Origin of the sequence: Azonexus sp., from assembly GCF_047638095.1 — a bacterium.
Classification (GTDB): Bacteria; Pseudomonadota; Gammaproteobacteria; order Burkholderiales; family Rhodocyclaceae; genus Azonexus.
On record NZ_JBLJBW010000024.1, the window covers coordinates 1 to 26,612 of the forward strand.

The window sequence follows — 26,612 nt, forward strand, 5'->3', positions numbered from 1 at the left end:
CTGGAAACGCTGCAGGACATCGAATTCGCGCCCGAGGAGCGCGCCCGCTACCTGGGGCTGATGGCCGAGCAGGCCAAGCGGATGGGTAGCATCGTGCAGGATCTGCTGACCTTGTCGGCGATCGAATCCGCGCCGCCGCCGAGCTCGCAGGCCGTTGATATGGCGCATCTGCTGGAGCGTCTGCAGCGCGACGCGCAGGCGCTTTCGGGCGGGCGGCACGCAATCGAGATCGAATGCCGCGGGCAGGGCAATCTCTACGGTGCCGAAAATGAACTCATCAGCGCCTTTGCCAATCTCGTCGCCAACGCCGTGCGCTATACCCCGGCGGGCGGGCGGATCATCCTGGAATGGCGGGTGGATGCCGCGGGGGCCGAATTCGCTGTGCGCGATACCGGCCCCGGCATCGCCGCCGAACATCTCTCCCGCCTGACCGAGCGTTTTTACCGCATCGACCGCAGCCGTTCCCGCGACGCCGGCGGTACCGGGCTGGGGCTGGCCATCGTCAAACACGCCCTCAACCGTCACCAGGCCCGCCTCGCCATCACCAGCGAACCCGGCCAGGGCAGCCGCTTCGCTGCGATTTTTCCTCGCGCCAGGGTCGATCAGCCCGGTTTTTCCAGGGAGAGCAGGGGTTACGGCATCGATGAAACAAACGACGGATAGCGATATTTTGCAAGAAGGAAAGGTAGCAAATGCGCAGCGAATGCGCTGGAATTACACCAGTTGAAAAACTTTTCTTTGGGCTGCGCTGCGGGCAAGCCCAGGTCAACCCAAGTCAACCCAAGTCAACCCAAGTAAGCCCAGGCTAATTTTGCGAGAGCTGGGCCTGGGTTGTTGGTGCGCTGGCGTAAAATACGCGGCTTGGTTCGGGCTGCCTCATGGCGTGTTTTTCGCAGCCTGCGATGTTTAATTTTTTCAGGTTTATTGCATGTCACAAACGACTTCCCCTACCGTCGGTTTCGTCAGCCTGGGCTGCCCGAAAGCGAGCGCCGATGCGGAATTGATCCTGACCCGCCTGCGCGCGGAAGGTTATGAGATTTCGCCGAGTTACGATGATTCCGATCTGGTGATCGTCAATACCTGCGGTTTTATCGATGCAGCGGTGGAGGAATCGCTGGATGCCATTGGCGAGGCTTTGAACGAGAACGGCAAGGTCATCGTCACCGGTTGCCTGGGGGCAAAAAGTGAGGTGGTGCAAGCAGCGCACCCCGCAGTGCTGGCGATTACCGGGCCACATGCGCTGGAAGAAGTGATGGGGCATGTGCATCGGCACCTGCCCAAGCCGCATGATCCCTATGCCGATCTCGTGCCGCCGCAAGGGGTGCGCCTGACGCCGGCGCATTATGCGTATTTGAAAATTTCCGAAGGTTGCAATCACAGCTGTACTTTTTGCATCATTCCCGATTTGCGCGGCCAGTTGGTGTCGCGCCCGGTCGGTGACGTGCTGGCCGAGGCGGAAAATCTTGCGCGGGCAGGGGTCAAGGAGATTTTGGTGATCTCGCAAGACACCAGTGCCTACGGGGTCGATCTGAAATACCGCACGAGTTTTTGGGGCGGGCGGCCGGTCAAAACGCGCTTGAAGGAGCTGTGCGCTGCGCTGGCTTCTTTCGGCATCTGGGTGCGGCTGCACTATGTTTATCCCTACCCTTCAGTCGATGATGTGATTCCATTGATGGCCGAAGGTAAAATTTTGCCCTATCTGGATGTGCCGTTTCAGCACGCCAGCCCCAAAATCCTGAAGGCCATGCAGCGCCCGGCTTCCAGCGAAAATACGCTGGAACGCATTCGTAAATGGCGGGAAATTTGTCCGGAATTGGTGATTCGCTCCACTTTCATTACGGGTTTTCCGGGCGAAACGGATGCCGATTTTGATCAACTCATTGAATTTCTTGAAATGGCGCAGCTCGACCGTGTCGGCTGTTTCGCCTATTCGCCGGTCGAGGGCGCGCGCGCCAATGCCTTGCCGGGCTTGCCGCCGGAAAATGTGCGCGAAGACCGCCGCCGCTGGTTGATGCAGGTGCAAGAAGATATTTCGGCGAACAAATTGGCGGCAAAAATCGACCGCGTGATCGAGGTTTTGGTCGATGAAGTGGATGACGAAGGGACGGTCGCCCGCTCCAAGGCCGATGCGCCGGAAATCGACGGTCTGGTTTATCTCGACGGCCATTTTGACGCGCAGCCGGGTGATTTTCTCAAGGTGCGCGTGATCGATGCCGACCACCACGATCTCTATGCTGAACCCGTCTGAGCGGGAGATTTTCCTCGACCGCCTGCGCCAGCTTTTGGGGCCGGCGCATGTACTGACGGACACCGCCGATACCGCCGCTTATCTGACCGATTGGCGCGGCCGTTATCGCGGTGCCGCGCTCGCCGTGCTGCGCCCGGCTTCGGTTGCCGAAGTGCAGGAGGTGGTACGTCTGAGCGCGGCGGCGGCGGTACCCATGGTGCCGCAAGGGGGCAACACCAGCCTGTGCGGCGCGGCCACGCCGGATGCCGGGGGGAGGGCGGTGGTGATCAGTCTGGGGCGCTTGAACCGGGTTCTGGAAGTCGATGCGCGCAATAACACGCTGACCCTGGAGGCCGGTTGTACCCTTGTCCAAGCCCAGGCGGCGGCGCAGGCGGCGGGGCGTTTCTTTCCGCTGGCGCTCGCCTCTGCTGGCAGTTGCCAGATCGGCGGCAACCTATCGACCAATGCGGGTGGCGTGCAAGTGTTGCGCTACGGCAATACGCGCGAACTCACCCTGGGTTTGCAGGTGGTATTGCCCAGCGGCGAGTTGTGGAATGGCTTGCGCGGGCTGCGCAAAGACAATACCGGCTACGATTTGAAGCAGCTTTTCATTGGCGCAGAGGGTACGCTGGGCATCATCACGGCTGCCGTATTAAAACTTTACCCCTTGCCGCAGCGGCGTTCGACCTGCTGGCTGGCGCTTGCCAGCGCAGCGCAGGCCGTTGATTTGCTGCAGCACGCGCAACAGAAATTTTCTGCGCAACTCACGGCGTTCGAGCTGATTGCAGAAGCCGCGCTAGAACTCGTGCTGCGACACATTCCTGGCAGCACACGCCCGGGGGCGGCAAGTCCCTGGTATGTTTTGGCGGAGTTTTCCGATGCGGAAGAAAATGCAGTCGCAGATTGGCTGGCCGAGATGTTGGCCGCAGGCGCTCTAAGCGATGCCCTATTGGCTGCGAACGCAACACAAACGCAAAAACTCTGGGCGCTGCGCGAAAATATTTCAGAGGCGCAAAAATGCGAAGGTTTCAGCATCAAACACGACATCGCCTTGCCCTTGTCGCGTTTGGCGCAGTTCATCGCGCAAACTGCCCCCGCCCTGGCCGAGCGTTTTCCCGGCTGCCGCGTGGTCGTTTTCGGCCACGTCGGTGACGGTAATCTGCACTACAACCTGTCACATGCCAATGCGGCAGACAATGCCGATTTGCTCGCCCGTCAAAGTGAGGTGCAGGCTTATGTGCACGACCGGGTGCATGCACTGGGCGGTTCGATTTCGGCCGAACACGGCATTGGTCAGCTCAAGCGGGAAGCACTGCGGCGCTATAAATCAGAGGTCGAAATGGCGCTGATGCGCAGCCTCAAAGACAGCCTTGATCCGGCGGGTTTGCTGAATCCGGGCAAGGTGATTTAGCGCCCGGGGCGATGCTTTCGCGCTCCAGTTCTTCGCGCACGATGCGCTCCAGAAGCTGTTCGTAGGTGTAAAAACCCGGGGGCAGGGCCATGAGTTGCTCAACGGCGAAGGCCGCGCCGGTGCCGAAGGCTTCGCGGCGGATCGAATTGTGGATCAGACGCACGGTTTGGTGCGGAAAGCCGAAAATCACCTCGTGCTGGCCGACGATGCCGCCCAGGCGCAAGGAGGTGATTTCTTCGTCTTCCATTTCCAGCGAGGCGGCGATTTTTTTGGCGGTACCGGAGATTTCTGGCTTATCGCGAAAATGCTGCTCCAAAATGGCGATATCCGCGGCCGGAGCGATGCGGCGCAGCAGGCGGGAAGCCAGCATCAGAAAATTGATGCCGACAGTGATGTTGGGCGAAGCCATGACAGGAATCTCACGGCTTAACTCGCGTAAATACGCCAGTTGCTCCGGGGGATAGTTTGATACGGCAGAAACCAGACGAATGCCTCGCTGGCGGATGGCTTCACCGTAAATGAGCAGAGCATCGGCATGGGCAAAATCGACGATGGCATCCACCGGGTAACGCGCCAAGTCCTCGGCAAATGTATTGATGTTCAATGCGATTGATCGGCAATTCTCTTCAACCGGCTGCGCCGAGCGGCGGGCAATCCAGCGCAAATCAAAACGCGGATCGTCTTTGAGTACGCAGGCAACGGCGGCTCCGGCTTTGCCATAGCCTATCAGTCCTAAACGAATCATCTTCTCCTCCGGTTTATTAATTATTTAAATTCAATTAATTACACAGATAACTTAAAGTACATTGTTATCTTTTGCCTCTGTTGCGATTTGGCAAACAGGCGTGATTTCAAAATCTGCGGCGTGCGCAAACCAAGGGGTGCGCGGCCAAGGGGGTTTCAGCTGAGCAGCGCAGCCAAAACAAGGCTTTCTTGCCCTGAAAAAATAGCGCAAGCTGCGCTGTCAAACTGCATTGCTTGGCAATATAATTCACGGGTTTTCATCACGCAAGCCGCGTGCGTATTTTTTTAGCACTGTTTTTCTGGGGTATGTGCCAATGTCCGCCGCGCGGGAAACGCAAAAAGTACTCGATGTTTTGCAGCAATTTCGCCTGATTTACGGTTCGATGCGCCGCCATTTTCGCCGCGTGGAGGAAATGTGCGGCATGTCTGGTTCCCAGGTCTGGCTCTTGCAGGAGCTGAGCCATTCGCCGGGGATCGGCGTAGGCGAACTGGCGTTGCGCATGGGGATTCATCAATCGACTTGCAGCCTCCTGGTCGATAAACTGGCCGGGCAAAACTATCTGCGCAAAGAACGCCATGCGCTGGATCAGCGGCGGGTGGGTTTATATTTGCACACGCAAGGAGAGGCGGTGCTGGCGCGAATTCCGCAGCCGGCGGCGGGTATTTTGGCGGAAGCGCTGTCCAATTTGCCGGGTCTGACCTTGCATACCTTGCATAGCCATTTGGAAGAATTGCTGCGGCATCTGCCTGGCAAGGAAGAAAAATATGCCCGGGTGCCCTTGGCGGATTTGCTGGGCGAACCCGGGGTGTCTCTACTGGATGAGCCGGCGAAAAGTATCACCCAAAAAAGGCATCACCCGGATAAAAAACAAAAGCTTCAGGATGAATCGGCATGAAATGTAAAAACAAACCTTTATTTCTCGCGCTTAGCCTGCTGCCTTGGTTGTTCGGCTGCGCCCAGAGTCCGACCGCATCGGCCCCGCAGACCAGCGAACAGGCCGCGCCCGTAAGCAGCGTCGTCACACCGGAAAAACCGGCCAGCGCCCAGGAGAAACGCACGGAAAGCGAGATCATGGCGCAGATCGATGCGACGAATAGCGTGTTTTTCCCCGCCGCCAGTGTTCAGGTCGATGCGCCGGCGCAGCAGCGTCTGGCCTTACATGCCGAGCGTTTGAAAGCCGATCCCGCTGCCATCGTCACCTTATATGGGTACACCGATCATCTGGGTAGCCCCTCCTACAATCTTGCCATTGCCGAGCAGCGGGTCAATGCGGTGGCCGCGGTGTTGCGCCGTCATGGTGTTGCGGCGCGGCAAATCCGGCGCAATGCCGTGGGCAGCGAGCATGTTCCGGTGGCCTGCCGCTCGCCCCAGTGCCGCCGTTTGATGCGGCGGGTGGAATTGGTATTTGGCGACTGAGGGTGTTGGGCGACTGAGGCAAGCGATCGGGCAGGGGAGGCAAAGCCCGGCCAAATTTTGCTCATTTCTTCAGCGCGCGTCAAACAAAGTGGATGTCCTTTTGTTCTCGCTCCCCCATTATTTGGGTTGCCTTGACTCGGGGACGAGTTAGAATTGAATTCCTTACTTCATTACTTTCGGAGGCTGTCATGCTGGCCAAGCGCACGAGCAAGAACCAGGTCACCCTGCCCAAGGCCATCGTCCAGACGGCGGGTGAGGCGGACTACTACGACGTCACCGTTCAGGACGGCAAAATCGTGCTGACGCCGGTACGCCTGCAACAGGCAGATGCCGTACGGTCGAAGCTGGAAGAACTGGGCATCACGCAGGATGACGTTAGTGAAGCAATCGCCTGGGCGAGAAAGCGCGCATGAGCCTCCCGCGCGTTGTCCTCGACACCAACTGCCTGGTCTCGGCGCTGATCTTCTCGCGGGGCAGGTTTGCCTGGCTGCGGGAAGCCTGGCAGTCCAAGCGCTTCCTTGCCTTGGCCAGTCACGATACGGTCAGCGAACTGCTGCGGGTACTTGCCTACCCTAAGTTCAAGCTGACCAGCGACGAGCAGGAGACGCTGCTCGCCGAATTTCTGCCTTACGTTGAGACCGTCAAGACCGACCGGAACCCCGAGGGCTTGCCTGACATCCGCGATGCGGACGACATCATCTTTCTGGTCCTCGCTGACGCTGGCCGTGCCGATGCACTGATCAGTGGCGACGGCGACATTCAGGCCGTTCGGGATCAGTTCCACATTCCCATCCTGACCGTTGCGGAATTCGCCGACTGGCTGCAGGCGCACTGACGCTAACCTGCAAAAAAAGAGGTCACCGCCGTCCAATCCGGTGACCTCGGGTCAGGGAAACGCCAGCCGGTCCATCGTCGGTCGGCTTGGTCTGCTGGATGCACAGGGCAATCGCATTTATCCCCGAAGAGAGAGGCCGAGCAAAGAAGCCCTGTAATCGGGGAGGCGCTCAGCAGTTTTGCGCCTGGATCGCAGGCTGCGTTTTGAGTATTGCTTATCCAGACGGAGCAAGGTGAGCGCGAATTTTCGCAAGGCGGCGAAGTTGCGGTGCATCGTGCGCGCCATTTGGACATGGCTGTGCAATAAACCTCGATTAAATACTCGGCCCACCATACTTACGCCAAGCGTTATGACTATGGCCGCTCTGATGCGTAGGCCGCTCTGCTGCGGCGTTTCAGTGTGTTGCCTGCGGCCCGTGGGCGGCAAAAAGCGCTGCCACATCTTCGGCGCTGAAACGGTAATCGCGGTTACAGATATCGTCGTGAATGTGGATTTCACCGTGTTCTGCAAGAATGCTTTCGGCTTCTGCACGCCCCAAAGAAAGTACCATGGTGCGGATTTGTTCGGATTTTTCCGGGCAGTGGTAACGCACCGGGCGTGGCGGATAAACCCGCACCCCATCGCCATTTTCGATTTCTTCGTGAAAAAGGCGCTGTAAAAGCGTCTCCAGCGGGAGGGTTTGCAATTCCTGCGTTTTGACCGTGGCCGCCAGTTGGCTGATACGCATCCAGGCATCGGCATCGCGGGAATCGGCATCGGGCAGCTTTTGCAAAAAGAGGCAGCTGGCACTGCGCTCGTCCGCGGCACAAAAAAGGCGTGAAGGCTGTTGTTCGGATTGCGTCAAATAATGCTCGAAAATTTCGCCTATCGTTTCCCCTTCCAGCGGCACGAAACTTTGGTAGGGCTCACGGGCAGTGGGTAAATCCAGACTCATTAGCAGGCGCCCGCCATGCTGCGCCCCGAGCAGTTCCGGGGTCGGCGCGGGCAATACGCTGGCTTGACTGCGCGCCATGCCGCGCAGCAAGAGCGCCGATGCGCTGTCCTCTTCCGCCTGACAATCGAGCACCAACATCTGAATCGGCCCTTCGCCGCGCAGCTGCAAGGTGAGTCGCCCGCTGTGTTTGAGCTGGCCGGCAATCAAGGCGGTTACTGCAGCGCTTTGCCCGAGCAATTCGCTGACCGGCAGCGGATAATCGCGCCCTGCCAGCATTTTTTGCCAGGTGGCTTCCAGGCGCACAAAAGCGCCGCGAATATCCAGCCCCTCAAAAAGAAAACGCGTGATCTGGCTATGACTCATGGCTGCACCTGCGAAGCGAAAGCCTGCGCGTAGTGCTCCGGCGTAAAGCCGACGAGCAAATCTTTGCCCAGATCGAGCACCGGGCGTTTAATGAGCGCCGGGTATTGCGTCATCAAGAGCAGGGCTTTGGCGGCATCGACATTGCTGCGCTCGTCTTCCGACAACTTGCGCCACATCAGGCCGCGCCGGTTGAGGAGTGTCTCCCAGTCGCTGCGGGCCATCCAGTCCGGCAGATGTGCCGCAGCAATACCGCTTTTCTTGTAATCGACAAATTCATAAACAAGCCCCTGCGCATCCAGCCAGTGCAGGGCCTTCTTCATGGTGTCGCAGTTTTTGATGCCATAGATGCGACATACGGAGTGGTGTGGGTTTCCGGTCATTTTTTCCAAGCGCAGAGTACGGTTGTCAGAGTGCAGTTGTCTAAGGGGGGGAGGGCGAATTTTCGTGGCTGCAAAAGCTTACTTGCAGCTTTCCTGCATGATGCGCCGGGTGCGTTCCATTTCTTGCTGGCGCTGTTTTTGTGTCATGTCCTTGTCGCCGACGAGGACGGGGATGTCCGATTGCAACATGCGGTAATTGGCGCGGGCGCGGTCGCAGTTTTCGCGGCGGTCACGGGCGGCGGCGGCTTCTTTTGCGTCTTTTTCGGCTTTTTCTTTGGCTTCTTGCTGGCGTTTGCGAAATTCCAGGTCTTTTTCTGCCGTGGTTTGTGGGCTGGCCGATTTTTCCGGGGTTTTTTCAGCCGCATCGCCGCCGGGGTTCTGCTTGTTTTCGTCTGCGTTTTCAGCCGGCGAAGCGGTGGTTAATTTGGGGTGCGCCACACCGACCGAACGTTTTTTTTGCGCGCTGTTGGGCGGCGGGGTATCGGAAATGATGGTCTTTCCGTTGGCATCTTTCCACTGATAGGTTTGCGCCTGCAGCGTGCCGCAGCAAAGAGCGAGGGCGGCGGCAAAGGCGAGGGTGCGGGGCAGGAAGGAGAAAGTGTTCATGGTCGGCCTGACGGATATGACAAAGATTTCTGTATAATACGATTTTGTGACCGTGGATCAAAGCCATGCGCCTGCTGCAAAAAGCCCTGACCTTCGACGACGTTCTGCTCGTTCCCGCTCATTCCCAGATTCTGCCGCGTGATGTGAGTCTCTCCACGCGCTTGAGCCGCAACATCACCCTCAATCTGCCGCTGCTCTCCGCTGCCATGGATACCGTGACGGAAGGCCGTCTGGCCATCGCATTGGCGCAAGAGGGCGGCATCGGCATCATTCATAAAAACCTGCCGGCGCGCGCCCAGGCGGCGGAAGTGGCCAAGGTGAAGCGGCATGAGTCAGGCATTCTGAAAGATCCGATTACCGTGCTGCCCACCATGACGGTGCGCGATGTGCTGGAAATCACCCGCCAGCATAAATTTTCCGGCATGCCGGTGGTCGATCGCGACAACCGGGTGCTGGGTATCGTCACCAACCGCGATCTGCGCTTCGAGACCAATCTCGACCAGTTGGTAAAAGCCATCATGACGCCGAAAAAACGCCTGGTCACGGTGAAAGAGGGCGCGGCGATCGAAGAAGCCAAAGAGTTGATCCGTCAGCACCGCCTGGAGCGCGTGCTGGTGGTGGATGACGATTTCAAGCTGCGCGGCCTGATTACGGTCAAGGACATTCTCAAATCCACAGAACATCCGCTGGCCAATAAAGATAGCGCCGGGCGTTTGCGTGCCGGTGCGGCAGTTGGCGTGGGGGCGGGTACGGAAGAGCGGGTCGAGCTGCTGGTGGAAGCCGGTGTCGATGTTGTGGTGGTCGATACCGCCCACGGCCATTCGCAAGGCGTGCTCGACCGCGTGCGCTGGGTGAAGAAAAATTACCCGCAGGTTGAAGTCATCGGCGGCAACATCGCCACGGCAGAGGCCGCCAAAGCGCTGGTCGATTGCGGCGCGGACGGCGTCAAGGTCGGCATCGGCCCCGGTTCGATCTGCACCACACGCATCGTTGCCGGGGTCGGGGTGCCGCAAATCACCGCCATTCACAACGTTTCCGAGGCGCTGAAAGGCACCGGCGTGCCGATGATTGCCGACGGGGGCATCCGTTATTCCGGCGATATCGCCAAGGCGATTGCCGCCGGGGCCGATACGGTCATGCTGGGCGGTTTGCTCGCGGGTACCGAAGAAGCGCCGGGTGAAGTCGAACTCTTTCAGGGGCGTTCTTACAAGTCCTATCGCGGCATGGGGTCCTTGGGCGCGATGCAGGCCGGTTCGAGTGACCGTTATTTTCAGGAAAACAACGCCAACGTCGATAAATATGTGCCGGAAGGCATCGAAGGCCGCGTACCCTACAAAGGCCCGGTACTGGCGGTCATTCATCAGTTGATGGGCGGTTTGCGTTCCGCCATGGGCTATCTGGGCTGCGCCACGATTGCCGAAATGCACGCACGGGCGGGGTTTGTTGAAATTACCTCGGCCGGTATGCGCGAATCGCATGTGCACGATGTGCAAATCACCAAGGAAGCGCCGAACTACCACCTCGGTTGAGCGCTTTGATCGAAAAAGGCGGCGCTTCAGCCGCCTTTTTCACGTCTTTTTTCACACAGTTTTTGCCAATTTCCTTTTTAGATGCCCGCCATGAGCCACCAAAAAATCCTTATCCTCGATTTCGGTTCCCAGGTCACCCAGCTGATTGCCCGCCGCGTACGCGAGGCGCAGGTGTTTTGCGAAATTCATCCCTATGATGTTTCAGAAGATTTCATTCGCAATTACGGCGCGCGCGGCATCATTCTTTCCGGCGGTCCGAGTTCGGTGACCGAGGGTGACACGCCGCGCGCACCGCAAGCGGTGTTTGAACTGGGGGTGCCGGTATTGGGAATTTGTTACGGCATGCAGACCATGGCGCAGCAACTGGGCGGCAAGGTGGTGAGTGCCGAGGCCGCGCAGAAGGCGCGCGAATTCGGTTATGCCGAGGTTCGCGCTCACGGCCACACCGCCTTGTTGAACGACATCGCCGACAGCACAACCGCCGAAGGCCACGGCATGCTCAAGGTTTGGATGAGCCACGGCGACTCGGTCATCGATTTGCCACCCGGCTTCAAGCTCATGGCCTCCACGCCCGCCTGCCCGATTGCCGGCATGGCCGATGAAAATCGTAAATTCTACGGTTTGCAATTTCATCCGGAAGTCACCCACACCCTGCAAGGCCGCGCCATGCTCGAGCGTTTTGTGCACGGCATCTGTGGCTGCGGCACCGATTGGGTGATGGGCGACTACATCGCCGAAGCGGTCGAAGCCATCCGCCGGCAGGTCGGCCAGGAAGAAGTCATTCTCGGCCTCTCCGGCGGAGTGGACTCTTCCGTTGCCGCCGCCCTCATTCATCGCGCCATTGGCGAGCAGCTCACCTGCGTTTTCGTCGACCACGGCCTCTTGCGGCTGAACGAAGGCGACATGGTGATGGACATGTTTGCCCGCAATTTAGGCGTCAAGGTGATTCGTGTCGATGCCGTCGATCAGTTCATGGGGCAACTTGCCGGCGTTACCGACCCGGAACAGAAACGCAAAATCATCGGCAAGGAATTCGTCGAGGTGTTTCAGGCGGAATCGAAAAAACTCAGCGCCGCTAAATGGCTGGCCCAAGGCACCATCTATCCGGACGTGATCGAATCGGCCGGCAAGCATAAAAAAGGCGCACACACCATCAAAAGCCACCACAACGTCGGCGGCCTGCCCGAGGACATGCACCTGAAACTGCTCGAGCCGCTGCGCGAACTGTTCAAAGACGAAGTCCGCGAACTCGGCGTGGCGCTCGGCCTGCCGCGCGAGATGGTCTACCGCCACCCCTTCCCGGGGCCTGGTTTGGGGGTGCGCATTCTGGGTGAAGTCAAACGCGAACACGCCAGTCTCCTGCAACGTGCGGACGCCATTTTCATTGATGAACTACGCGCCACCCAAGCCACTGAACGCGATGCCGCTGCCGGTTTGTGCGGCGAAACCGATATCGGTAAAACCTGGTACGACCTCACCAGCCAGGCCTTCGCCGTCTTTTTGCCGGTCAAGAGCGTCGGCGTCATGGGCGACGGCCGCACCTACGATTATGTGGTTGCCCTGCGTGCCGTACAGACCTCGGACTTCATGACCGCCAAGTGGGCCGAACTGCCGCATGAATTGCTCGGGCGTGTTTCCAACCGTATCGTGAATGAAATTCGCGGCATCAGTCGTGTAGTTTATGACGTGACGGGCAAACCGCCAGGAACGATCGAGTGGGAATGATTTAATGTCTCGTACCGTCTAGCACTAGACGGTAAGAAAACCACGTAAGCCCGCGTCACTGCGGGCTTTTTTGTTGTTTGCGTCTGGTAACACCATGCACCAGAAAGCACCGGCAAGGAGTTATTTTCAATGGCACTTCTGATGGTATTATTTTCAGGCACCCGGAAATTCTGGCCGATACCATTCATTGACGATGCAGGTATTCATGGTATCGAAACCTTGAAAGTCTAGGCGTGACGCGGGTTTGCAGGGATTTTCATGGTTCGCAAAATCATGGTATCGCCAGCCCACGCCGATACCATGACCGAGAGAACGAACAACCGAACGACAAGGAGAGAGCCATGCTTTCCGATACCAAGCTGCGCAACTTGAAGCCGCAGGACAAGATGTACAAGGTGGCCGACCGAGACGGCCTCTATGTGGCCGTCACCAAGGCAGGTGGCATTTCATTCCGATACAACTACGCCCTGAACGGCAGGCAGGAGACGGTGACGTTCGGCCAGTACGGCGTGGGCGGCATCACGCTGGCCGAAGCGCGGGAGCGTCTGGACGAAGCGAAGAAGATGATCGCCGCTGGCAAGTCACCGGCCAGAGAGAAGGCGCGAGCCAAGAACCGGGACAAGGACGCCAAGACGTTCGACGACTGGGCGCAGGCGTGGCTGCGCGGGTACGAGATGGCCGACTCGACACGGGACATGCGCCGCGCCTGCTACGACCGGGAACTGAAAGGCCCGTTCGGCAACAAGCTGCTGACCGAAATCACGCATGACGATCTGCGCGACCTGACCGACAAGATCGTGGCCAGGGGGGCGCCGGCCACGGCGGTTCATTCCCGCGAGGTGGTGATGCAGATCTACCGCTGGGCGAACGAACGCGGGCAGCGTGTCGAAAACCCTGCTGGCATGGTGAGGCCGACGGCGATTGCCCGGTTCGCGCCGCGTGAGCGTGCCCTATCGCCGGATGAGATCGGCCTGATGTACGAGTATCTGGAAAAGGTGTCCGCAGGCCCGCAGTTCAAGGTGGCGTGCAAGCTGCTGCTGCTGACGATGGTGCGCAAGGGCGAACTGACCGATGCCAAGTGGAGCGAGATCAGTTTCACGGATGCCCTATGGACGATCCCGGCAGCCCGGATGAAGCGCCGCAACCCACATCTGGTGTTCCTGTCACGGCAGGCTCTGGAAATCTTCATGGCACTCAAGACGTTTGCCGGTGGGTCTGAATGGGTGCTGCCGTCGCGCTATGACGCCGATGCGCCAATGAGCAATGCCACGCTGAACCGGGTGTTGGAACTGGTCTATACGCTGGCGCAGAAAGACGGCAAGGAACTGGCAAAGTTCGGGCCGCATGACTTGCGCCGCACGGCCAGCACCTTGCTGCACGAGGCTGGGTACAACACGGACTGGATCGAGAAATGCCTTGCCCACGAACAGAAGGGGGTGCGGGCGGTGTACAACAAGGCCGAGTACCGGGAGCAGCGCACGGCCATGTTGCAGGATTGGGCAGACATGATTGACGGATGGACGGTCAAGAAACGATGACCGTTTGCCCAGGGCGTGCCGCCTGTCCCCCGGATGACTTGCGACTCTCGATCCAGCCGGTCACTTCGTCCAAGTCCCACGCGACGTTACGGCTGGTGAGGGCAATGCGCTTGGGGAAGTCGCCGCGCTTTTCCATGTTGTAGATGGCCTTCTCCGACAGCGGGATCATGCCCAGCAGTGTTTTCTTGTTGATGAGTTGCATGATCGCCTCGCCTAAAAAGGTATCTCGTCCCACTTCCACTCGGGGCAGCCTTGCGCCTTGACCTCGGGCGGCGGCTCAACCCCGCCAGCACGCTTGCAGCCGCGCCCGTCGAAGGCATCGCATGACGCGCAGCCGGTGTTGATGGATTCGAGAAAGCTGATTTCCATGCGCAGCACTTCGATGCGCTTGGCGATTTCTTTCTTGGTGGTGTAAAGGGCTTCGCTCAAAATGCCACCTCGTCACGGTCTGCGACACTCGCCACGTCCAGGCGACGGCGGCCCATATCGACGGACTGCACGCGCCAATACTTGCCGGAAAGCGCAACGGTGATGGTGTCAGGGGATGGGATGCGGTTGTCGCGCACCATGGCGAGTGCTTCCTCGACATGGTTGGGGCAGATGCACCCACGCTGCCAGAACCACGAAACGGCGTGCTTCTTGACGTAGACCCGGTCGTCCTCGATGGGCAGCCACTCGTTGAACGTGGAGGGGCCGCACCAGTACGTCACCTTGACGGAATCGGCCTTGCCAATCTTTGCGTACCGTTCGTACTCGACACGATCCACGGTGTAGGTGCGCGGCTTCTCCAGCGCAGCCACCACTACCGCATCAGCGGCTTCGGTGCCGTGCCTGGCTTCCTCGTTTTCCGGGAACAGATTGCCGCACTCCGGGCACTCGCGCACACCGGCATGCACCAGCGCCTGACAGTTGGGGCACTCCTTGACCGGGGCCACGCTGACGCCTTCGCCTTTTTCAGCCTTCTTCTTGACCTTGATCTGGTCAATGGGGCCGTGGCGCTCGACGTTGCCGGCGAAGTCCAGAATCAGGGTGTTCTCTTTGCTGGGGTGCTTGCGCAAGCCGCGCCCAATGATCTGCACGTACAGGCCGGTGGATTTCGTCGGGCGCAGCATCACGATGCAGTCGATGTGCGGGGCATCGAATCCAGTGGTCAGCAGCATGGCGTTGAACAGGATGCGCGTGCGACCTTCCTTGAAGGCATTTATCTTGGCGTCACGTTCGCCTGGTGCCATGTCGCCGGTCACGTAGTCAGCCTTCCAGCCACGGGCGCGGCAGGCCTCGGCGCAGTGGTAGGCGTGCTCCACGCCAGCGCAGAAGCCAAGGATGTGATTGCGGTCGTGGGCGTATCGGGCCACTTCATCCAGTGCGCCCTGAATCAAGTAGTCCTTGTCCATGGCCTGCTGCAACTCGTTGGCCACAAACTCGCCGCCACGGGTACACGACCTGCGTCGCACAGGTTCGACGCTGCTCAACGAGGTCGGCTTCAATGGCGACTGGATCGAGAAGTGCCTCGCCCACGAGGACGGCCGTTCGTCGCGTTCGATCTACAACAAAGCCGAGTACGCCGAGCAACGGCGCCACATGCTGCAAGAGTGGGCGGATATGGTGGATGCCTGGATCGACGGGCGCACCCATGTGCCGAAGCTGCTTTCGGAGAACGTGGTGGTTCCCGTCCTCAGCGCGGCCTTGTGAAGGGAGAACGGCATGATCGTTCTCTCTGAGCGAGCCACCGGTGCACGGCGTGCGGTTTATTGTTGTCGTAAAAGGATCACTATTAGTGATCATTTCTTCCATCCACCAAACCTTCAGGCCTTGGCAGGAGTTTATAAAAGCTGTATTTTGAGCACTATGGGTGATCAAAACACAGGAAAACTGAACCTGTTGCTAGCCGAACTTGGCGACACACGTCTGATATCGAGTCGCTGGCTGCGGGCACACGGCTACTCCAACAGCCTCGTCGCACGCTACGTGAGCAGTGGTTGGCTGGTGTCGCCTGTACGCGGCGTCTACATGCGCAAGGGCGGCCACCTGCAGTGGGAAGGCGTGGTTCGCAGCTTGCAGGTTAGGGAGGGGATGCCACTGCATGTCGGCGGCCGCTTCGCACTCAGCCTGCAGGGGCACGAGCACTATTTGCGTCTGGGCGACGCCGGAACAATCGCCCTGTATGGGCCAGGGCGGTCACCGGGTTGGCTCGGCAAGCTACCGTTGGAGCAGCGTTTCGAGTTCCTGGGCAAAGGCGCATTCGATCTGCCCCCCTTGTCGTTCGCATCGGAGGTGCCCGAGAAGACGCTGTCCGAGCAAGGGCTGACCTGGCATCAGGCTGCGCCGGGCACCGATGCCTTGGTCTGCTCCACGCCCGAGCGGGCCATGCTGGAGCTGTGCGATGGCATCGCGGGCGCAACGTTGGTCTACGAAGCCGATGCGCTGATGCAGGCCATGACGACGCTGCGGCCGCAGCGGGTTGGCCTGCTGTTGCGCCACTGCCGCAGCATCAAGGCCAAACGGGTGTTCCTGGCGCTGGCCGAGCGCCACCGGCATGCGTGGCTGGCGCACGTGTCACTGGAGGGAGTCGATCTGGGCCGGGGAAAACGCGCACTGGTGCCTGGCGGTCGTTTGCATCCGACCTACCAGATCACTTTGCCGGGAGACCTCGATGAACACCTGGCTTGATCACTGGGATCGCCGCTACACCGACCGGGTTCGGCTGTTGGTCGAAATCCTGCCGGTGCTGGCGCACGAGCCGCGCTTCGCGCTCAAGGGCGGCACGGCAATCAACCTGTTCGAGCACGACCTGCCACGTTTGTCGGTGGACATTGATCTGGCTTGGTTGCCGGTGCATGACTATGCCGAGGATGCGAAGCTGATCGCCGAAGCGCTTGGGCGACTGGCCGATATGCTGCGCGCCCGGCCCCTGCAATTGCAGGTGCAGTTGTCGGCAGGCGAGGGCGCAGGCGTTACGCGCTTGGTGGCCAGTCGCGGTCGCGCGCGTGTGCAGATCGAGACAACGCCGGTCATGCGTGGTGCGGTGCATCCAGTGCGCAACATGGTGGTGCGTCCCAGGGTGGAGGACGCGTTCGGTTTCGCCTCGGTACAGGTACTGGATTTTGCTGATCTCTATGCCGGCAAGCTGGCTGCTGCACTCTCGCGGCAGCATCCGCGCGATCTTTTCGATGTTGGCTTGTTGCTGGAAGACGAACGAGCGGATCAGGCACTCTGGCGGACTTTTCTCGTCTACCTGACCTGCAGTCCCAAGCCTGCCTGGGAGATGCTGGCGCCCCGCGTGCCTGCGGATTTCGCAGCGACATTCGAGGCGCACTTCAAAGGCATGACGGCTGAGCCTATTGAAGCCGAAGTCTTACTGGATATTCATGAGCGCCTGTTGGTGCGCGTGGCCGATTGGCTGGATGAGCCATCGTGTGTGTTCCTACGATCCATTGAAGATCAGCAGCCGGACTTCGATCTGATCGGACTTCCACATGCGGGCGATTTACCGGCTGTCCGGCGCAAGCTACACAACCTGGCACAGCGCACCGACGCCAAGCGTGCGGCGGATCGGAGCCTGCTGGAAGAAACACTGGCCCGGATCGTTGGTGCCAGATGAGGCGAGGTGCTTAGGTGAGGTTGCCTCTGGTCTCAATCCTGGCCCGAACCCGCCCGAACAGGGCGGGTTTTTCGTAGGTGGACATCGGGTTTGGCGGCGTTGATTCGAGGGGCTTGCTTGCGTTCCTCGATCCAGGCTTCTACCTCGGCCAGGTCCCATACCACGCAGCGCGGCGTCAGATTGAAGCGCCGGGGGAATTCACAGGGCAATCGCATGAAAGTCACGCCAAGCCGAGCAGTTGAGCGCGGTAGAGGTCAGAGGTGGCGGCGATAAGTCGTTTGGTTTTGATACTGCCCTTGCGTTTGATGGGGTCGAGGCGAATGATGTTGAGGGTGATGTGCTTCAAGACGGCGAGGTTGTGAGCGGCATAGCCGGTGCGGGCGCGCATCTGGTCGTCGGCGAAGGCCACATCCATGCACCAATGCAGGCTGTTTTCGACAGCCCAATGTGCCCGCACCGCCCGGGCCAGGCGCGAGGCATCCGGGGGCAGGCTGCTGATGTAAAAACGGCGCTCGAGAGAGGTTTTGCCATTGATGCAGCGTTGTGTCTCGATCACCGCAAAGGATTTTAGATCGGGCCACTGCTCGGGTCGGGCCAGGCATTCGAGTTGGTCGAAGGCATAGCAGCGGCGGGTTTCCAGTCGGCCGTGATCCTTCTCAATCGTTTCGCTCACCGTGTGTGGGGTGCGCGCTGGCTGCGCCTGGAATTGGAGAAAGAAGTCTCGCATCGAGTCCGCTAAGGTCGGTTGGTTATCTTTCACCGCCAGAATGTAATCGGCACCACGATTGCGGATCGCTTGGGCGATATTGGCCTGGGTACCCATCGCATCAATGGTGACGATGCACCCGTCCAGTGCCAGCGTGGCCAGCAGCTCCGGTATCGCCGTCTTCTCGTTCGATTTCTTCGCCGTTGCGCGCTGCCCCAGCACCAGACGGGCTCCGGCGGCAAAAGCGCTGATCAGGTGTAACGGCGTGGCATCCACTTTGCTCGACGAGCGGCGGCTGGTCTTGCCATCGATGGCGACCACGGTACCTGTTCCTCGATGCCCGCTACGAGCGGGTGCGTGAGGGCGGCCAGTTGGTCGATTGTGCGGTACTGGTGGCCGTTGGCGTCACTGCGGACGGCAAGCGCCGGGTGCTGGGCGTGTCGGTCGCCCTGTCTGAGGCCGAGGTGCATTGGCGCGCCTTCCTCGACAGCCTGATCAAGCGCGGCTTGAAGGGCGTGAAGCTGATCGTCTCCGACGACCACGCCGGTCTCAAGGCGGCCCGGCGCGCCGCTCTGCCCAGCGTGCCTTGGCAGCGCTGCCAGTTCCATTTGCAGCAGAATGCGGGGGCCTATGTCGCGCGCCTGGATCAGAAAAAACCCGTCGCCCAGCGCATCCGCTCGATCTTCAATGCCCCCGACAAGGCCGAGGCCGAACGGCTCTTGCACCAAGCCATCGACACTTGGAAAACCGAGGCACCCAAACTCGCCCACTGGGCCGAGGAAAATCTGCCCGAGGGCTTTGCCGTATTTGCTTTCCCTCACGGGCAGCGCACCCGCTTGCGCACAACCAACGGCCTCGAACGCATCAACCGCGAGATCAAACGCCGCACCCGCGTCGCTTCGATCTTCCCCAATGCTGCATCTTGCCTCAGACTCGTCTCCGCACTGCTCGCCGAGTGCGATGAGGAGTGGATGACAGGCAAGATCTATCTCAACTTGAAAGACTGATTTCATCATCCCGATGTCATCGCCTGAAAGTTTTTACAGAAAATTTGTTGCACTATCCGAGGTTTTTTATAACCGAAAACGGCAATATTCAACCCTCGGCTACCAATCGCCTGTGCAGTTCTTGGCGAACTGGATCAGCCGCCAAGATCAGGAAAAACTGGTAGCATGAAACCCATCCCTTGGTAGACAAAAAACCAAGGGAGGCTCATGCGCTTGGAATAAGGGTAAGCTTGTCGGACAGAAGCCCCCGTTCATGCCAAAGGATATTTAGGTAATTCGGATTGTCAACCAAGGCCACCTGTCAGGCATCGAGCGTCATAAACGCGGTGGGAAACCTTTTTATTTTGCTTTATCATGAAACGTCAAGATGAATCATGATGGAGATAGCTATGACGACTGCTGTCCGCGAAAAGTTTTCCTCCCAGGCTGCACCCGATGTGCTGGCTGCGTTGCGTCAAATCGCAGAAAGCCAGGGCCGCCAGTTCCAGGCGGTACTCGATGACGCCTTGCGCGATTACATCGACCGGCAGCAAAAGGAGCACCCTCGCCGCTACGTGATGGCTTCTTTCGCATCTAGTCTGGATGAGTTCGATAGCCTCTACCGCGAACTGGCCAAGTAAACCATGGCGCACGATTACCTGACCGTGGCCGATGTGCTGGGTATGCACACGGTGCTGATGCAGTGTTACGGCGGTGCGCCGGGTGTGCGTGACCCTGGGGCTTTGGAGGCCGCACTGTTCCGCCCGCAGACCGGCTACTACGATGACATCGTGGGCGAGGCAGCTGCCCTGCTGGAAAGCCTGGCAATCAACCATCCGTTTGTGGACGGGAACAAGCGCATCGCCTTTGCTGCGGCTGACGTCTTCCTGCGCATCAATGGCTGGCGCTTGCGGCGCGCTCCACCGCAGATTTATGCGCAGATGATGCAGATGTTCGAGTCGGGCACCTTCGATATCGCCCACCTCGATCCCTGGCTGCGGTCGTTTGCCGTCGCCGCAGAGTGATGCCATGAACGAGAAGCGAGATTCGCCTTGCTGTAATGTTGCTCGGTAGGATAGCGTGTTTTTGTGGGTGGATGTCAGTGACTTAGAGTGGGCGGCAAGTCGGTGGCCCACAAAGCAAAAACCCGCTAACTCATTGAGTTAGCGGGATTGTTTTGGTGGGTGCTAACGGGGTCGAACCGCTGACATTCGCCTTGTAAGGGCGACGCTCTACCAACTGAGCTAAGCACCCATCTGCCAGAAGCAGGATAGGTCTGAAATTATATCAGTTAACTGCGTCTTTGAGCGTTTTGCCCGGGCGGAATTTGGGCGATTTGGCGGCTTTGATTTCGATGGTTTTGCCGGTTTGCGGGTTGCGGCCGGTGCGGGCGGCGCGCTCGCCAACGTAGAAGGTGCCAAAGCCGATCAGATTGACGCTGTCACCGGCTTGCAGAGCACCTTTGATGGCATCGACCGTAGCGTCCAGCGCGCGGCTGGCAGCAGCCTTGGAAATGTCGGCAGCGGTGGCGATTTGGTCGATTAGTTCAGTCTTGTTCATTACGGTCCCCGAGAGTGGTTTATGGTGTGGAAATTTGTGCGAAGGCGGCTTTATATCCTTTTGGAAATCCTTGTGTCAAGCGGATTTCACGGGTTTTCTCAGTGTTGGAAGCGTTTTCCATATGGCATTCTTTAAGAATCAATGGGTAAGCGGTGTTTTCTTGATGGTTTCTGTGCTCGGTGCGCTGAGTTCAGGGAGCTTGTCTTCTTGGTCCGGCAAGGCGTGCGGCATGCGCTCCAGGGCGCGTTCGAGCACTTGGTCGATCCATTTTACCGGGACGATCTCGATGCGGTTTTTGATGTTATCTGGCATCTCGGTCAGGTCTTTGGCATTCTCTTCCGGAATCAAGGCCGTTTTCAGACCGCCACGTACGGCAGCCAGTAGCTTTTCTTTGAGGCCGCCAATGGCAAGCACTTCGCCGCGCAGGGTGATTTCGCCTGTCATGCAGACGTCGCAGCGTACCGGAATGCCGGTAAAGGAAGAGACCAGCGCTGTCGTCATGGCAATGCCCGCCGAAGGACCGTCCTTGGGGGTGGCACCTTCGGGAACGTGGATGTGCAGGTCGGTTTTCTCGAAGATGTCGGCAGCGATGCCCAAGCGGTGGGCGCGGGCGCGTACGACAGAACGTGCGGCTTCGACGGATTCCTTCATCACGTCGCCCAGTGAGCCGGTGCGCAGGATGTTGCCCTTGCCTGGCATATTGGCGCATTCAATGGTGAGCAATTCGCCGCCCACCTCGGTCCAGGCGAGGCCGGTGACCTGGCCGACCTGGTTGTCTTTTTCCGCCATGCCGAAGTTGTAACGGCGTACGCCTAGGTATTTGTCGAGATTTTTTGCGCTGACGGTCATTTTGCCTTCGCGCGCCTTCATGACCAGGGTTTTGACGACCTTGCGACAGATTTTGGAAATTTCGCGCTCCAGCGCACGCACGCCGGCTTCGCGGGTGTAGTAACGCACGATGTCGCGGACAGCACTTTCGGCGACAGTGAGTTCGCTGGTTTTGACGCCGTTGTTTTTCATCTGCTTGGGGAGCAGGTAACGCATGGCGATGTTGATTTTTTCGTCTTCCGTGTAACCGGAGAGGCGGATGACCTCCATGCGGTCGAGCAGCGGTGCCGGGATGTTCAGTGAGTTGGCGGTGGCCACGAACATCACGTCAGAAAGATCGAAATCGACTTCGACGTAGTGGTCCTGGAAGGTGTTGTTCTGTTCCGGATCGAGTACTTCCAGCAAGGCGGAGGAGGGGTCGCCGCGAAAATCCTGACCGAGTTTATCGACTTCATCGAGCAGGAAAAGGGGGTTTCTGACGCCGACTTTGGTCAGGCTGTTGAGAATCTTGCCCGGCATGGAGCCGATGTAGGTACGGCGATGGCCGCGAATTTCGGCTTCGTCGCGCACGCCGCCCAAAGCCATGCGCACGAATTTGCGGTTGGTGGCCTTGGCAATCGACTGGCCGAGCGAGGTCTTGCCGACACCGGGAGGCCCAACCAGGCACAGGATGGGCGCTTTGACCTTATCGACGCGCTGTTGCACGGCGAGGTATTCGACGATGCGCTCTTTTACCTTTTCCAGCCCGAAGTGGTCGGCATCCAACACTTTTTCTGCCGCATTCAAATCTTTGCTGATGCGGGTTTTTTTGCGCCAAGGCAGATTGACCAGGGTTTCGATGAAGTTGCGCACCACCGTGGCCTCGGCGGACATCGGCGACATCAGGCGCAGTTTTTTCAGTTCGCTCTGGGCTTTGGCAAGCGCTTCTTTACTCATGCCGGCGGCGTTGATTTTTTTGTCCAGCTCTTCCAGGTCGACACCGTCTTCACCTTCGCCCAGTTCTTTCTGAATGGCTTTGACCTGCTCGTTCAGGTAGTACTCGCGCTGGCTTTTTTCCATTTGCCGTTTGACGCGGCCGCGAATGCGTTTTTCTACTTGCAGTATGTCGATTTCTGCTTCCAGCTGCGACAAGAGGCGTTCGATGCGCGCGCGCACGCTGTCCATTTCGAGCACGTCTTGCTTTTGCTCGATTTTGAGCGGCAAGTGGGCGGCAATGGTGTCGGCCAAGCGGCCGTTGTCCTCGATGGCGGCGATGGAAGAGAGGACTTCTGGCGGGATTTTTTTGTTCAGTTTGACGAATTGCTCAAACTGATTGATGACGGTGCGGCGCATGGCTTCCACTTCGTGGTCGTCGCCGGTTTGTTGCGGCAGCGCTTGAATGCTGGCCATGAAAACTTCATCTTGTGCGTCAATGGCATCGATCTGCGCGCGCTGTGTGCCTTCAACCAGCACTTTGACGGTGCCGTCCGGCAGTTTGAGCATTTGCAAGATATTGGAGAGGCAACCGATGCGGTAGAGGTCGTCGGCATCCGGCTCGTCTTTGGTGGCGGATTTTTGGGCGACCAGCATGATTTTTTTGCTGGATTCCATCGCCATTTCCAGCGCCTTGATCGATTTGGGGCGGCCCACGAAAAGCGGGATCACCATGTGCGGAAACACCACCACGTCGCGCAAGGGGAGCAGCGGGAGGACGAGGGGTTCCGAAAGGGTGTTGGGCTGGGTCATCGAAGTGCCTTTTTTGATTTGCGAGACAATAAGTACGAAGCCCCCAAATGGGGGCGAACAACACCGTTTCAAGAGGGGGGCGGCAGCTTTCGCCGCCAAACTCAGTTCCCTCCGGAAACCTTGGGTTGTTCGGTGTACATCAAGAGGGGCGGGGTGTTGCTGGTAATCATGTTTTCGTCGATCACGACCTTTTCGACATTTCCCATGCCCGGGAGTTCGTACATGGTGTCGAGTAAGGCGTGTTCCATGATCGAGCGCAGACCGCGCGCGCCGGTTTTGCGTTGCAGCGCTTTTTTCGCCACGGCGGTGAGTGCGCCGGGGCGAATTTCGAGTTCCACCTGCTCCATGGCGAAGAGCTCTTGATACTGTTTGACCAGCGCGTTTTTCGGCTCGGTCAGAATTTGCACCAGGGCGGCTTCATCGAGTTCCTGCAAGGTGGCAACCACGGGCAGGCGGCCGATCAGTTCCGGGATCAGGCCAAATTTGATGAGGTCTTCCGGTTCGGTTTCGAGCAAGGTTTTACCCACTTCGCGTCCATCGTCCTTGCTCTTGACTTCAGCGCCAAAGCCGATGCCGCCTTTTTCGGAGCGGTTGCGAATCACTTTTTCCAGACCGGCAAACGCACCGCCGCAGATAAAGAGAATGTTGGTGGTATCGACCGGAATGAAATCCTGGTTCGGGTGCTTGCGCCCGCCTTGCGGCGGAATCGAGGCGACCGTGCCTTCGATCAGCTTGAGCAGCGCTTGCTGCACGCCTTCGCCGGAAACGTCGCGGGTAATCGACGGGTTGTCTGATTTGCGCGAAATTTTATCGATTTCGTCGATATAAACGATGCCGCGCTGAGCGCGCTCAACGTCGTAATCGCAGCCTTGCAAAAGCTTCTGAATGATGTTTTCGACATCTTCGCCGACATAACCGGCTTCGGTCAGCGTGGTGGCGTCCGCCATGGCAAATGGCACGTTGAGCATGCGTGCAAGCGTTTGCGCAAGCAGGGTTTTACCGGAGCCGGTGGGGCCGATGAGCAGGATGTTGCTCTTGGCAAGTTCGACGGTACTGTCCGTTTTGCGGGCATGGCGCAGGCGTTTGTAGTGGTTATATACCGCGACGGCAAGCACGCGTTTGGCGACATCCTGACCAATGACGTATTGATCGAGAATGCTGCTCATCTCGCGCGGCGTGGGCAGTTCGTCCGTCGTTGCCTGTTCGAAATTGCCGGCACTGTCCTCTTTGCTCGGATTGCGCACGATATCGGCGCAGAGCAGGATGCACTCATCGCAGATGAATACCGAGGGGCCGGCGATGAGTTTTTTGACTTCGTGCTGGCTCTTGCCGCAGAAAGAGCAGTACAACAGCTTGTCTTGGCTATCGTTCACCAATGTTTCTCCTAAACCTTAGGCGCTGGTCGCGCGGCGGCTCAATACCTGGTCGATCAGGCCGTATTCACGGGCTTCTTCGGCCGACAGGAAATTGTCGCGGTCGGTATCTTTTTCGACCCGTTCGAGCGGTTGGCCGCTGTGCTCGGCGAGCAGGCGATTGAGTTTGTCCTTGATCGACAAAATTTCCTTGGCATGAATGGCGATGTCGGACGCCTGCCCCTGGAAGCCGCCCAGCGGCTGGTGAATCATCACCCGCGAATTGGGGAGTGCAAAACGCTTGCCCGGCGCGCCGGCGGAAAGCAGGAAAGCGCCCATCGAAGCCGCCTGGCCGATGCACAGGGTGGAGACATCCGGCTTGATGAAGCGCATGGTGTCGTAAATCGACATGCCGGCGGTGACTGAACCGCCGGGTGAATTGATATAGAAGTGAATGTCCTTGTCCGGATTTTCCGCTTCCAGAAACAGCAACTGCGCCACGACCAAGTTGGCGCTGGCGTCATTGACCGGGCCGACGAGAAAAATCACCCGCTCTTTCAATAGGCGCGAATAAATGTCGAAGGCGCGTTCGCCGCGTCCGCTCTGTTCGATCACCATGGGCACGAGGCCCAGGGCTTGCGGATTCAGATGACTGTTATCGATGAACATGGCGTTTTCCTTCTGTTTTTTCTGCGCGTCAGTATTGCGAATTGCAGTCGTGTATCGCAGTTGCGTATTTCTGGTGTGGAGAATGGCAGCTTAGGCGGCCTGGCCGGGACCTTGCATCAAGTCATCGAGGGCGACGACCTTGTCCGTTACCTTGGCTTGACCCAGCACCCAATCCACCACGTTGTTTTCCAGCACCAGGCCTTCGACGCTGGCCAGTTGTTGCGGCTGGCTGTTGTACCACTTGATGAACTCTTCCGGCTGTTCGTAGCTGGCGGCCATGTCTTTCAGCAGCTCTTGCACTTGTTCCGGTTTGGCTTCGATTTTGGCCGTTTTGACGATTTCGGCCAGCAACAGGCCGAGGCTGACGCGGCGCTTGGCCTGGTCGGCAAACCAGGCGGCTTGCAGCGGAAAATCCTTGACCTTCATGCCGCGCTGGGCCATGTCGTTGCGTGCTGATTCCATCAGGCGATTGATTTCGACATTGACCAGCGCGCCCGGCACGGCGAGGGTGTTGGCCTTGAGCAGGGCGTCCATGGCCTGCTCTTTGATGCGTGCTTCGATGCGGCGTTTCACTTCGCGCTGCAGGTTGGTCGTCACTTCGTTGCGCATCTTGGCCACATCGCCGTCGGCTACGCCCATCATTTTGGCAAAATCGGCATCAATTTCCGGCAGACGCGGGGCTTGCACCTGTTTGACGGTGATCTCGAACTGTACGGTTTGGCCGGCCAGATCCTTGGCTTGATAATCTTCCGGGAAGGTCAGGTCGAAAGTTTTGCTTTCGCCTGCCTGGCAGCCTTCGATAGCTTCCTCGAAAGCCGGCAGCATCATGCCCTGGCCGAGGACGAAGGGGTAATCGCTGGCGGTGCCGCCATCAAAGGCGACGCCGTCTTTTTTGCCGCAAAAATCGATCACCACACGATCTTCCTTGGCGGCACCGCGTTCGGCATTTTCATAGCGCACGCGCTGTTTGCGCAGAATTTCGAGCGTGTTGTCGATTTCTTTTTCGCCGACTTCCAGGGTCGGGCGCTCGATTTCGGCTGCCGACAAATCGCCTAGGGTGATCTCCGGGTAAACCTCGAAAATGGCGGTGAATTCCAGGTGCGTGGTGCTGTCATTGGCCTTGGGTTCCAGCGAAGGGTAACCGGCAACGCGCAAATTCTGCGCCGTTACGGCTGCGCCAAAAGCCTGGTCGAGCTTTTCCGAGAGCACTTCCTGGCGCGCTTCGCTGCCATATTGCTGTTTGACGATGGAAAACGGCACCTTGCCCGGGCGGAAACCCGGCATCTTCAAATTGCGCCCCATGCGCTTGAGGCGCGGTTCCATTTCCTGTTCGAGATCGGCGATCGCCACGCTAAGATCGATGCGACGTTCCAGTTCGTTGACTTGTGCAGTGCTTGCTTCCATGAAAATTTCCTGAGCGTTAGGGGCAAAAATAAAGCGGGCAATGTTACCACAGCGATAAGACTGCGTTCGTGC

At 58.7% G+C, this 26,612-nt stretch carries 27 protein-coding genes, 1 tRNA gene and 3 pseudogenes; 16 read left to right on the top strand and 15 right to left on the bottom strand.

Annotated elements, in window-relative coordinates:
• The 3 genes from ACM62Q_RS07810 to ACM62Q_RS07820 form a co-directional block, all read left to right on the top strand.
• Positions 1-663: ATP-binding protein (locus ACM62Q_RS07810; protein ID WP_415035276.1), on the top strand; the 663-nt coding region annotated here is incomplete at its 5' end.
• Positions 664-928: 265 nt separating this feature from the next.
• The gene (gene rimO, locus ACM62Q_RS07815) at positions 929-2,248 is read left to right on the top strand and encodes a 30S ribosomal protein S12 methylthiotransferase RimO (protein WP_415035278.1); all 1,320 of its coding nucleotides are present in this window, start codon (positions 929-931) and stop codon (positions 2,246-2,248) included.
• Positions 2,232-3,638 carry an FAD-binding oxidoreductase gene (locus ACM62Q_RS07820; RefSeq protein WP_415035280.1) on the top strand — a complete coding sequence of 469 codons (1,407 nt, stop codon included), beginning with the start codon at positions 2,232-2,234 and terminating at the stop codon, positions 3,636-3,638. Before rimO ends, ACM62Q_RS07820 begins: the two co-directional genes overlap by 17 nt.
• Here ACM62Q_RS07820 and ACM62Q_RS07825 read toward each other — a convergent pair.
• Complete coding sequence (locus tag ACM62Q_RS07825) at positions 3,586-4,383, bottom strand: 4-hydroxy-tetrahydrodipicolinate reductase (RefSeq protein ID WP_415035282.1); 798 nt, start codon at positions 4,381-4,383, stop codon at positions 3,586-3,588. The two genes, ACM62Q_RS07820 and ACM62Q_RS07825, sit on opposite strands and share 53 nt — an antisense overlap.
• A gap of 313 nt (positions 4,384-4,696) precedes the next feature.
• On the opposite strand from ACM62Q_RS07825, the gene ACM62Q_RS07830 reads away from it, so the two are divergent.
• The 4 genes from ACM62Q_RS07830 to ACM62Q_RS07845 all read left to right on the top strand — a co-directional run bounded on the left by ACM62Q_RS07830 (position 4,697) and on the right by ACM62Q_RS07845 (position 6,634).
• Positions 4,697-5,278, top strand: coding sequence for a MarR family winged helix-turn-helix transcriptional regulator (locus ACM62Q_RS07830; RefSeq protein ID WP_415035284.1), 582 nt, complete (start codon positions 4,697-4,699; stop codon positions 5,276-5,278).
• A complete protein-coding gene (locus ACM62Q_RS07835; protein ID WP_415035286.1) occupies positions 5,275-5,799 on the top strand; it encodes an OmpA family protein in 525 nt (174 codons plus the stop codon). The genes ACM62Q_RS07830 and ACM62Q_RS07835 overlap by 4 nt, the downstream gene beginning before the upstream one ends.
• A 188-nt stretch (positions 5,800-5,987) precedes the next feature.
• On the top strand, positions 5,988-6,212 hold the full coding sequence (locus ACM62Q_RS07840) for an AbrB/MazE/SpoVT family DNA-binding domain-containing protein (RefSeq protein ID WP_415035288.1): 225 nt from the start codon (positions 5,988-5,990) through the stop codon (positions 6,210-6,212).
• Positions 6,209-6,634: a putative toxin-antitoxin system toxin component, PIN family gene (locus ACM62Q_RS07845; protein WP_415035290.1), complete on the top strand. Its 426-nt coding sequence runs from the start codon at positions 6,209-6,211 to the stop codon at positions 6,632-6,634. The genes ACM62Q_RS07840 and ACM62Q_RS07845 overlap by 4 nt, the downstream gene beginning before the upstream one ends.
• A gap of 394 nt (positions 6,635-7,028) precedes the next feature.
• On the opposite strand, the gene ACM62Q_RS07850 is transcribed toward ACM62Q_RS07845, so the two are convergent.
• The 3 genes from ACM62Q_RS07850 to ACM62Q_RS07860 all read right to left on the bottom strand — a co-directional run bounded on the left by ACM62Q_RS07850 (position 7,029) and on the right by ACM62Q_RS07860 (position 8,917).
• Positions 7,029-7,931, bottom strand: a complete 903-nt coding sequence (locus tag ACM62Q_RS07850) for an Hsp33 family molecular chaperone HslO (RefSeq protein WP_415035292.1) — start codon at positions 7,929-7,931, stop codon at positions 7,029-7,031.
• Complete coding sequence (locus tag ACM62Q_RS07855; RefSeq protein ID WP_415035294.1) at positions 7,928-8,311, bottom strand: arsenate reductase; 384 nt, start codon at positions 8,309-8,311, stop codon at positions 7,928-7,930. Before ACM62Q_RS07855 ends, ACM62Q_RS07850 begins: the two co-directional genes overlap by 4 nt.
• A gap of 78 nt (positions 8,312-8,389) precedes the next feature.
• The gene (locus ACM62Q_RS07860; RefSeq protein ID WP_415035296.1) at positions 8,390-8,917 is read right to left on the bottom strand and encodes a DUF4124 domain-containing protein; all 528 of its coding nucleotides are present in this window, start codon (positions 8,915-8,917) and stop codon (positions 8,390-8,392) included.
• Between the two features lie 65 nt (positions 8,918-8,982).
• Here ACM62Q_RS07860 and guaB point away from each other — a divergent pair, with 65 nt between their 5' ends.
• The 3 genes from guaB (at position 8,983) to ACM62Q_RS07875 (ending at position 13,709) form a co-directional block, all read left to right on the top strand.
• Complete coding sequence (gene guaB, locus ACM62Q_RS07865) at positions 8,983-10,446, top strand: IMP dehydrogenase (RefSeq protein ID WP_415035298.1); 1,464 nt, start codon at positions 8,983-8,985, stop codon at positions 10,444-10,446.
• Between the two features lie 90 nt (positions 10,447-10,536).
• Positions 10,537-12,171, top strand: coding sequence for a glutamine-hydrolyzing GMP synthase (guaA, locus tag ACM62Q_RS07870; protein WP_415035300.1), 1,635 nt, complete (start codon positions 10,537-10,539; stop codon positions 12,169-12,171).
• A 341-nt stretch (positions 12,172-12,512) separates the two neighbouring features.
• A complete protein-coding gene (locus tag ACM62Q_RS07875) occupies positions 12,513-13,709 on the top strand; it encodes a tyrosine-type recombinase/integrase (RefSeq protein ID WP_415035302.1) in 1,197 nt (398 codons plus the stop codon).
• Here ACM62Q_RS07875 and ACM62Q_RS07880 read toward each other — a convergent pair.
• Genes ACM62Q_RS07880 through ACM62Q_RS07890 form a run of 3 tightly spaced genes read right to left on the bottom strand, consistent with a single transcriptional unit; the run spans position 13,696 to position 15,103 of the window.
• On the bottom strand, positions 13,696-13,911 hold the full coding sequence (locus ACM62Q_RS07880) for a helix-turn-helix transcriptional regulator (RefSeq protein ID WP_415035304.1): 216 nt from the start codon (positions 13,909-13,911) through the stop codon (positions 13,696-13,698). The two genes, ACM62Q_RS07875 and ACM62Q_RS07880, sit on opposite strands and share 14 nt — an antisense overlap.
• 11 nt (positions 13,912-13,922) lie before the next feature.
• Entirely contained in the window at positions 13,923-14,138 is a 216-nt protein-coding gene (locus tag ACM62Q_RS07885; RefSeq protein ID WP_415035306.1) for a hypothetical protein, read from the bottom strand.
• Positions 14,135-15,103 carry a helicase-related protein gene (locus ACM62Q_RS07890; protein ID WP_415035351.1) on the bottom strand — a complete coding sequence of 323 codons (969 nt, stop codon included), beginning with the start codon at positions 15,101-15,103 and terminating at the stop codon, positions 14,135-14,137. The genes ACM62Q_RS07885 and ACM62Q_RS07890 overlap by 4 nt, the downstream gene beginning before the upstream one ends.
• Before the next feature lie 31 nt (positions 15,104-15,134).
• Between ACM62Q_RS07890 and ACM62Q_RS07895 the strand changes: the two are divergent.
• The 3 genes and pseudogenes from ACM62Q_RS07895 to ACM62Q_RS07905 all read left to right on the top strand — a co-directional run.
• Positions 15,135-15,401, top strand: a pseudogene (locus ACM62Q_RS07895) (tyrosine-type recombinase/integrase); the annotation flags it as partial.
• 12 nt (positions 15,402-15,413) lie between these two features.
• Complete coding sequence (locus ACM62Q_RS07900; protein ID WP_415035308.1) at positions 15,414-16,379, top strand: type IV toxin-antitoxin system AbiEi family antitoxin domain-containing protein; 966 nt, start codon at positions 15,414-15,416, stop codon at positions 16,377-16,379.
• A complete protein-coding gene (locus tag ACM62Q_RS07905; protein ID WP_415035310.1) occupies positions 16,363-17,310 on the top strand; it encodes a nucleotidyl transferase AbiEii/AbiGii toxin family protein in 948 nt (315 codons plus the stop codon). Before ACM62Q_RS07900 ends, ACM62Q_RS07905 begins: the two co-directional genes overlap by 17 nt.
• A gap of 32 nt (positions 17,311-17,342) precedes the next feature.
• Here ACM62Q_RS07905 and ACM62Q_RS07910 read toward each other — a convergent pair whose 3' ends face one another.
• Both ACM62Q_RS07910 and ACM62Q_RS07915 read right to left on the bottom strand, forming a co-directional pair.
• A complete protein-coding gene (locus ACM62Q_RS07910; RefSeq protein ID WP_415035312.1) occupies positions 17,343-17,525 on the bottom strand; it encodes a helix-turn-helix transcriptional regulator in 183 nt (60 codons plus the stop codon).
• A 5-nt stretch (positions 17,526-17,530) separates the two neighbouring features.
• A pseudogene (locus ACM62Q_RS07915) lies at positions 17,531-18,340 on the bottom strand (ISAs1 family transposase); the annotation flags it as partial.
• Here ACM62Q_RS07915 and ACM62Q_RS07920 point away from each other — a divergent pair.
• From ACM62Q_RS07920 to ACM62Q_RS07930, 3 genes and pseudogenes are all read left to right on the top strand, one after another.
• Positions 18,328-19,023, top strand: a pseudogene (locus ACM62Q_RS07920) (IS256 family transposase); the annotation flags it as partial. The pseudogenes ACM62Q_RS07915 and ACM62Q_RS07920 sit on opposite strands and share 13 nt — an antisense overlap.
• A gap of 389 nt (positions 19,024-19,412) precedes the next feature.
• The gene (locus ACM62Q_RS07925) at positions 19,413-19,643 is read left to right on the top strand and encodes a hypothetical protein (RefSeq protein ID WP_415035314.1); all 231 of its coding nucleotides are present in this window, start codon (positions 19,413-19,415) and stop codon (positions 19,641-19,643) included.
• A 3-nt stretch (positions 19,644-19,646) separates the two neighbouring features.
• Complete coding sequence (locus tag ACM62Q_RS07930) at positions 19,647-20,027, top strand: type II toxin-antitoxin system death-on-curing family toxin (RefSeq protein WP_415035316.1); 381 nt, start codon at positions 19,647-19,649, stop codon at positions 20,025-20,027.
• A 153-nt stretch (positions 20,028-20,180) separates the two neighbouring features.
• On the opposite strand, the gene ACM62Q_RS07935 is transcribed toward ACM62Q_RS07930, so the two are convergent.
• The 6 genes from ACM62Q_RS07935 to tig form a co-directional block, all read right to left on the bottom strand.
• A tRNA-Val gene (locus ACM62Q_RS07935) sits at positions 20,181-20,256 on the bottom strand.
• Positions 20,257-20,289: 33 nt separating this feature from the next.
• Positions 20,290-20,562, bottom strand: a complete 273-nt coding sequence (locus ACM62Q_RS07940) for an HU family DNA-binding protein (RefSeq protein ID WP_415035318.1) — start codon at positions 20,560-20,562, stop codon at positions 20,290-20,292.
• 138 nt (positions 20,563-20,700) lie between these two features.
• Positions 20,701-23,115, bottom strand: a complete 2,415-nt coding sequence (lon, locus tag ACM62Q_RS07945; protein ID WP_415035320.1) for an endopeptidase La — start codon at positions 23,113-23,115, stop codon at positions 20,701-20,703.
• Positions 23,116-23,216: 101 nt separating this feature from the next.
• Positions 23,217-24,491, bottom strand: coding sequence for an ATP-dependent Clp protease ATP-binding subunit ClpX (gene clpX / locus ACM62Q_RS07950; RefSeq protein WP_415035322.1), 1,275 nt, complete (start codon positions 24,489-24,491; stop codon positions 23,217-23,219).
• A 15-nt stretch (positions 24,492-24,506) separates the two neighbouring features.
• Positions 24,507-25,136, bottom strand: coding sequence for an ATP-dependent Clp endopeptidase proteolytic subunit ClpP (clpP, locus tag ACM62Q_RS07955; protein WP_415035324.1), 630 nt, complete (start codon positions 25,134-25,136; stop codon positions 24,507-24,509).
• Positions 25,137-25,226: 90 nt separating this feature from the next.
• Positions 25,227-26,540 (bottom strand): trigger factor, encoded by a 1,314-nt coding sequence (gene tig / locus ACM62Q_RS07960; RefSeq protein WP_415035326.1) that lies wholly within the window; start codon positions 26,538-26,540, stop codon positions 25,227-25,229.
• Positions 26,541-26,612: the final 72 nt, after the last annotated feature.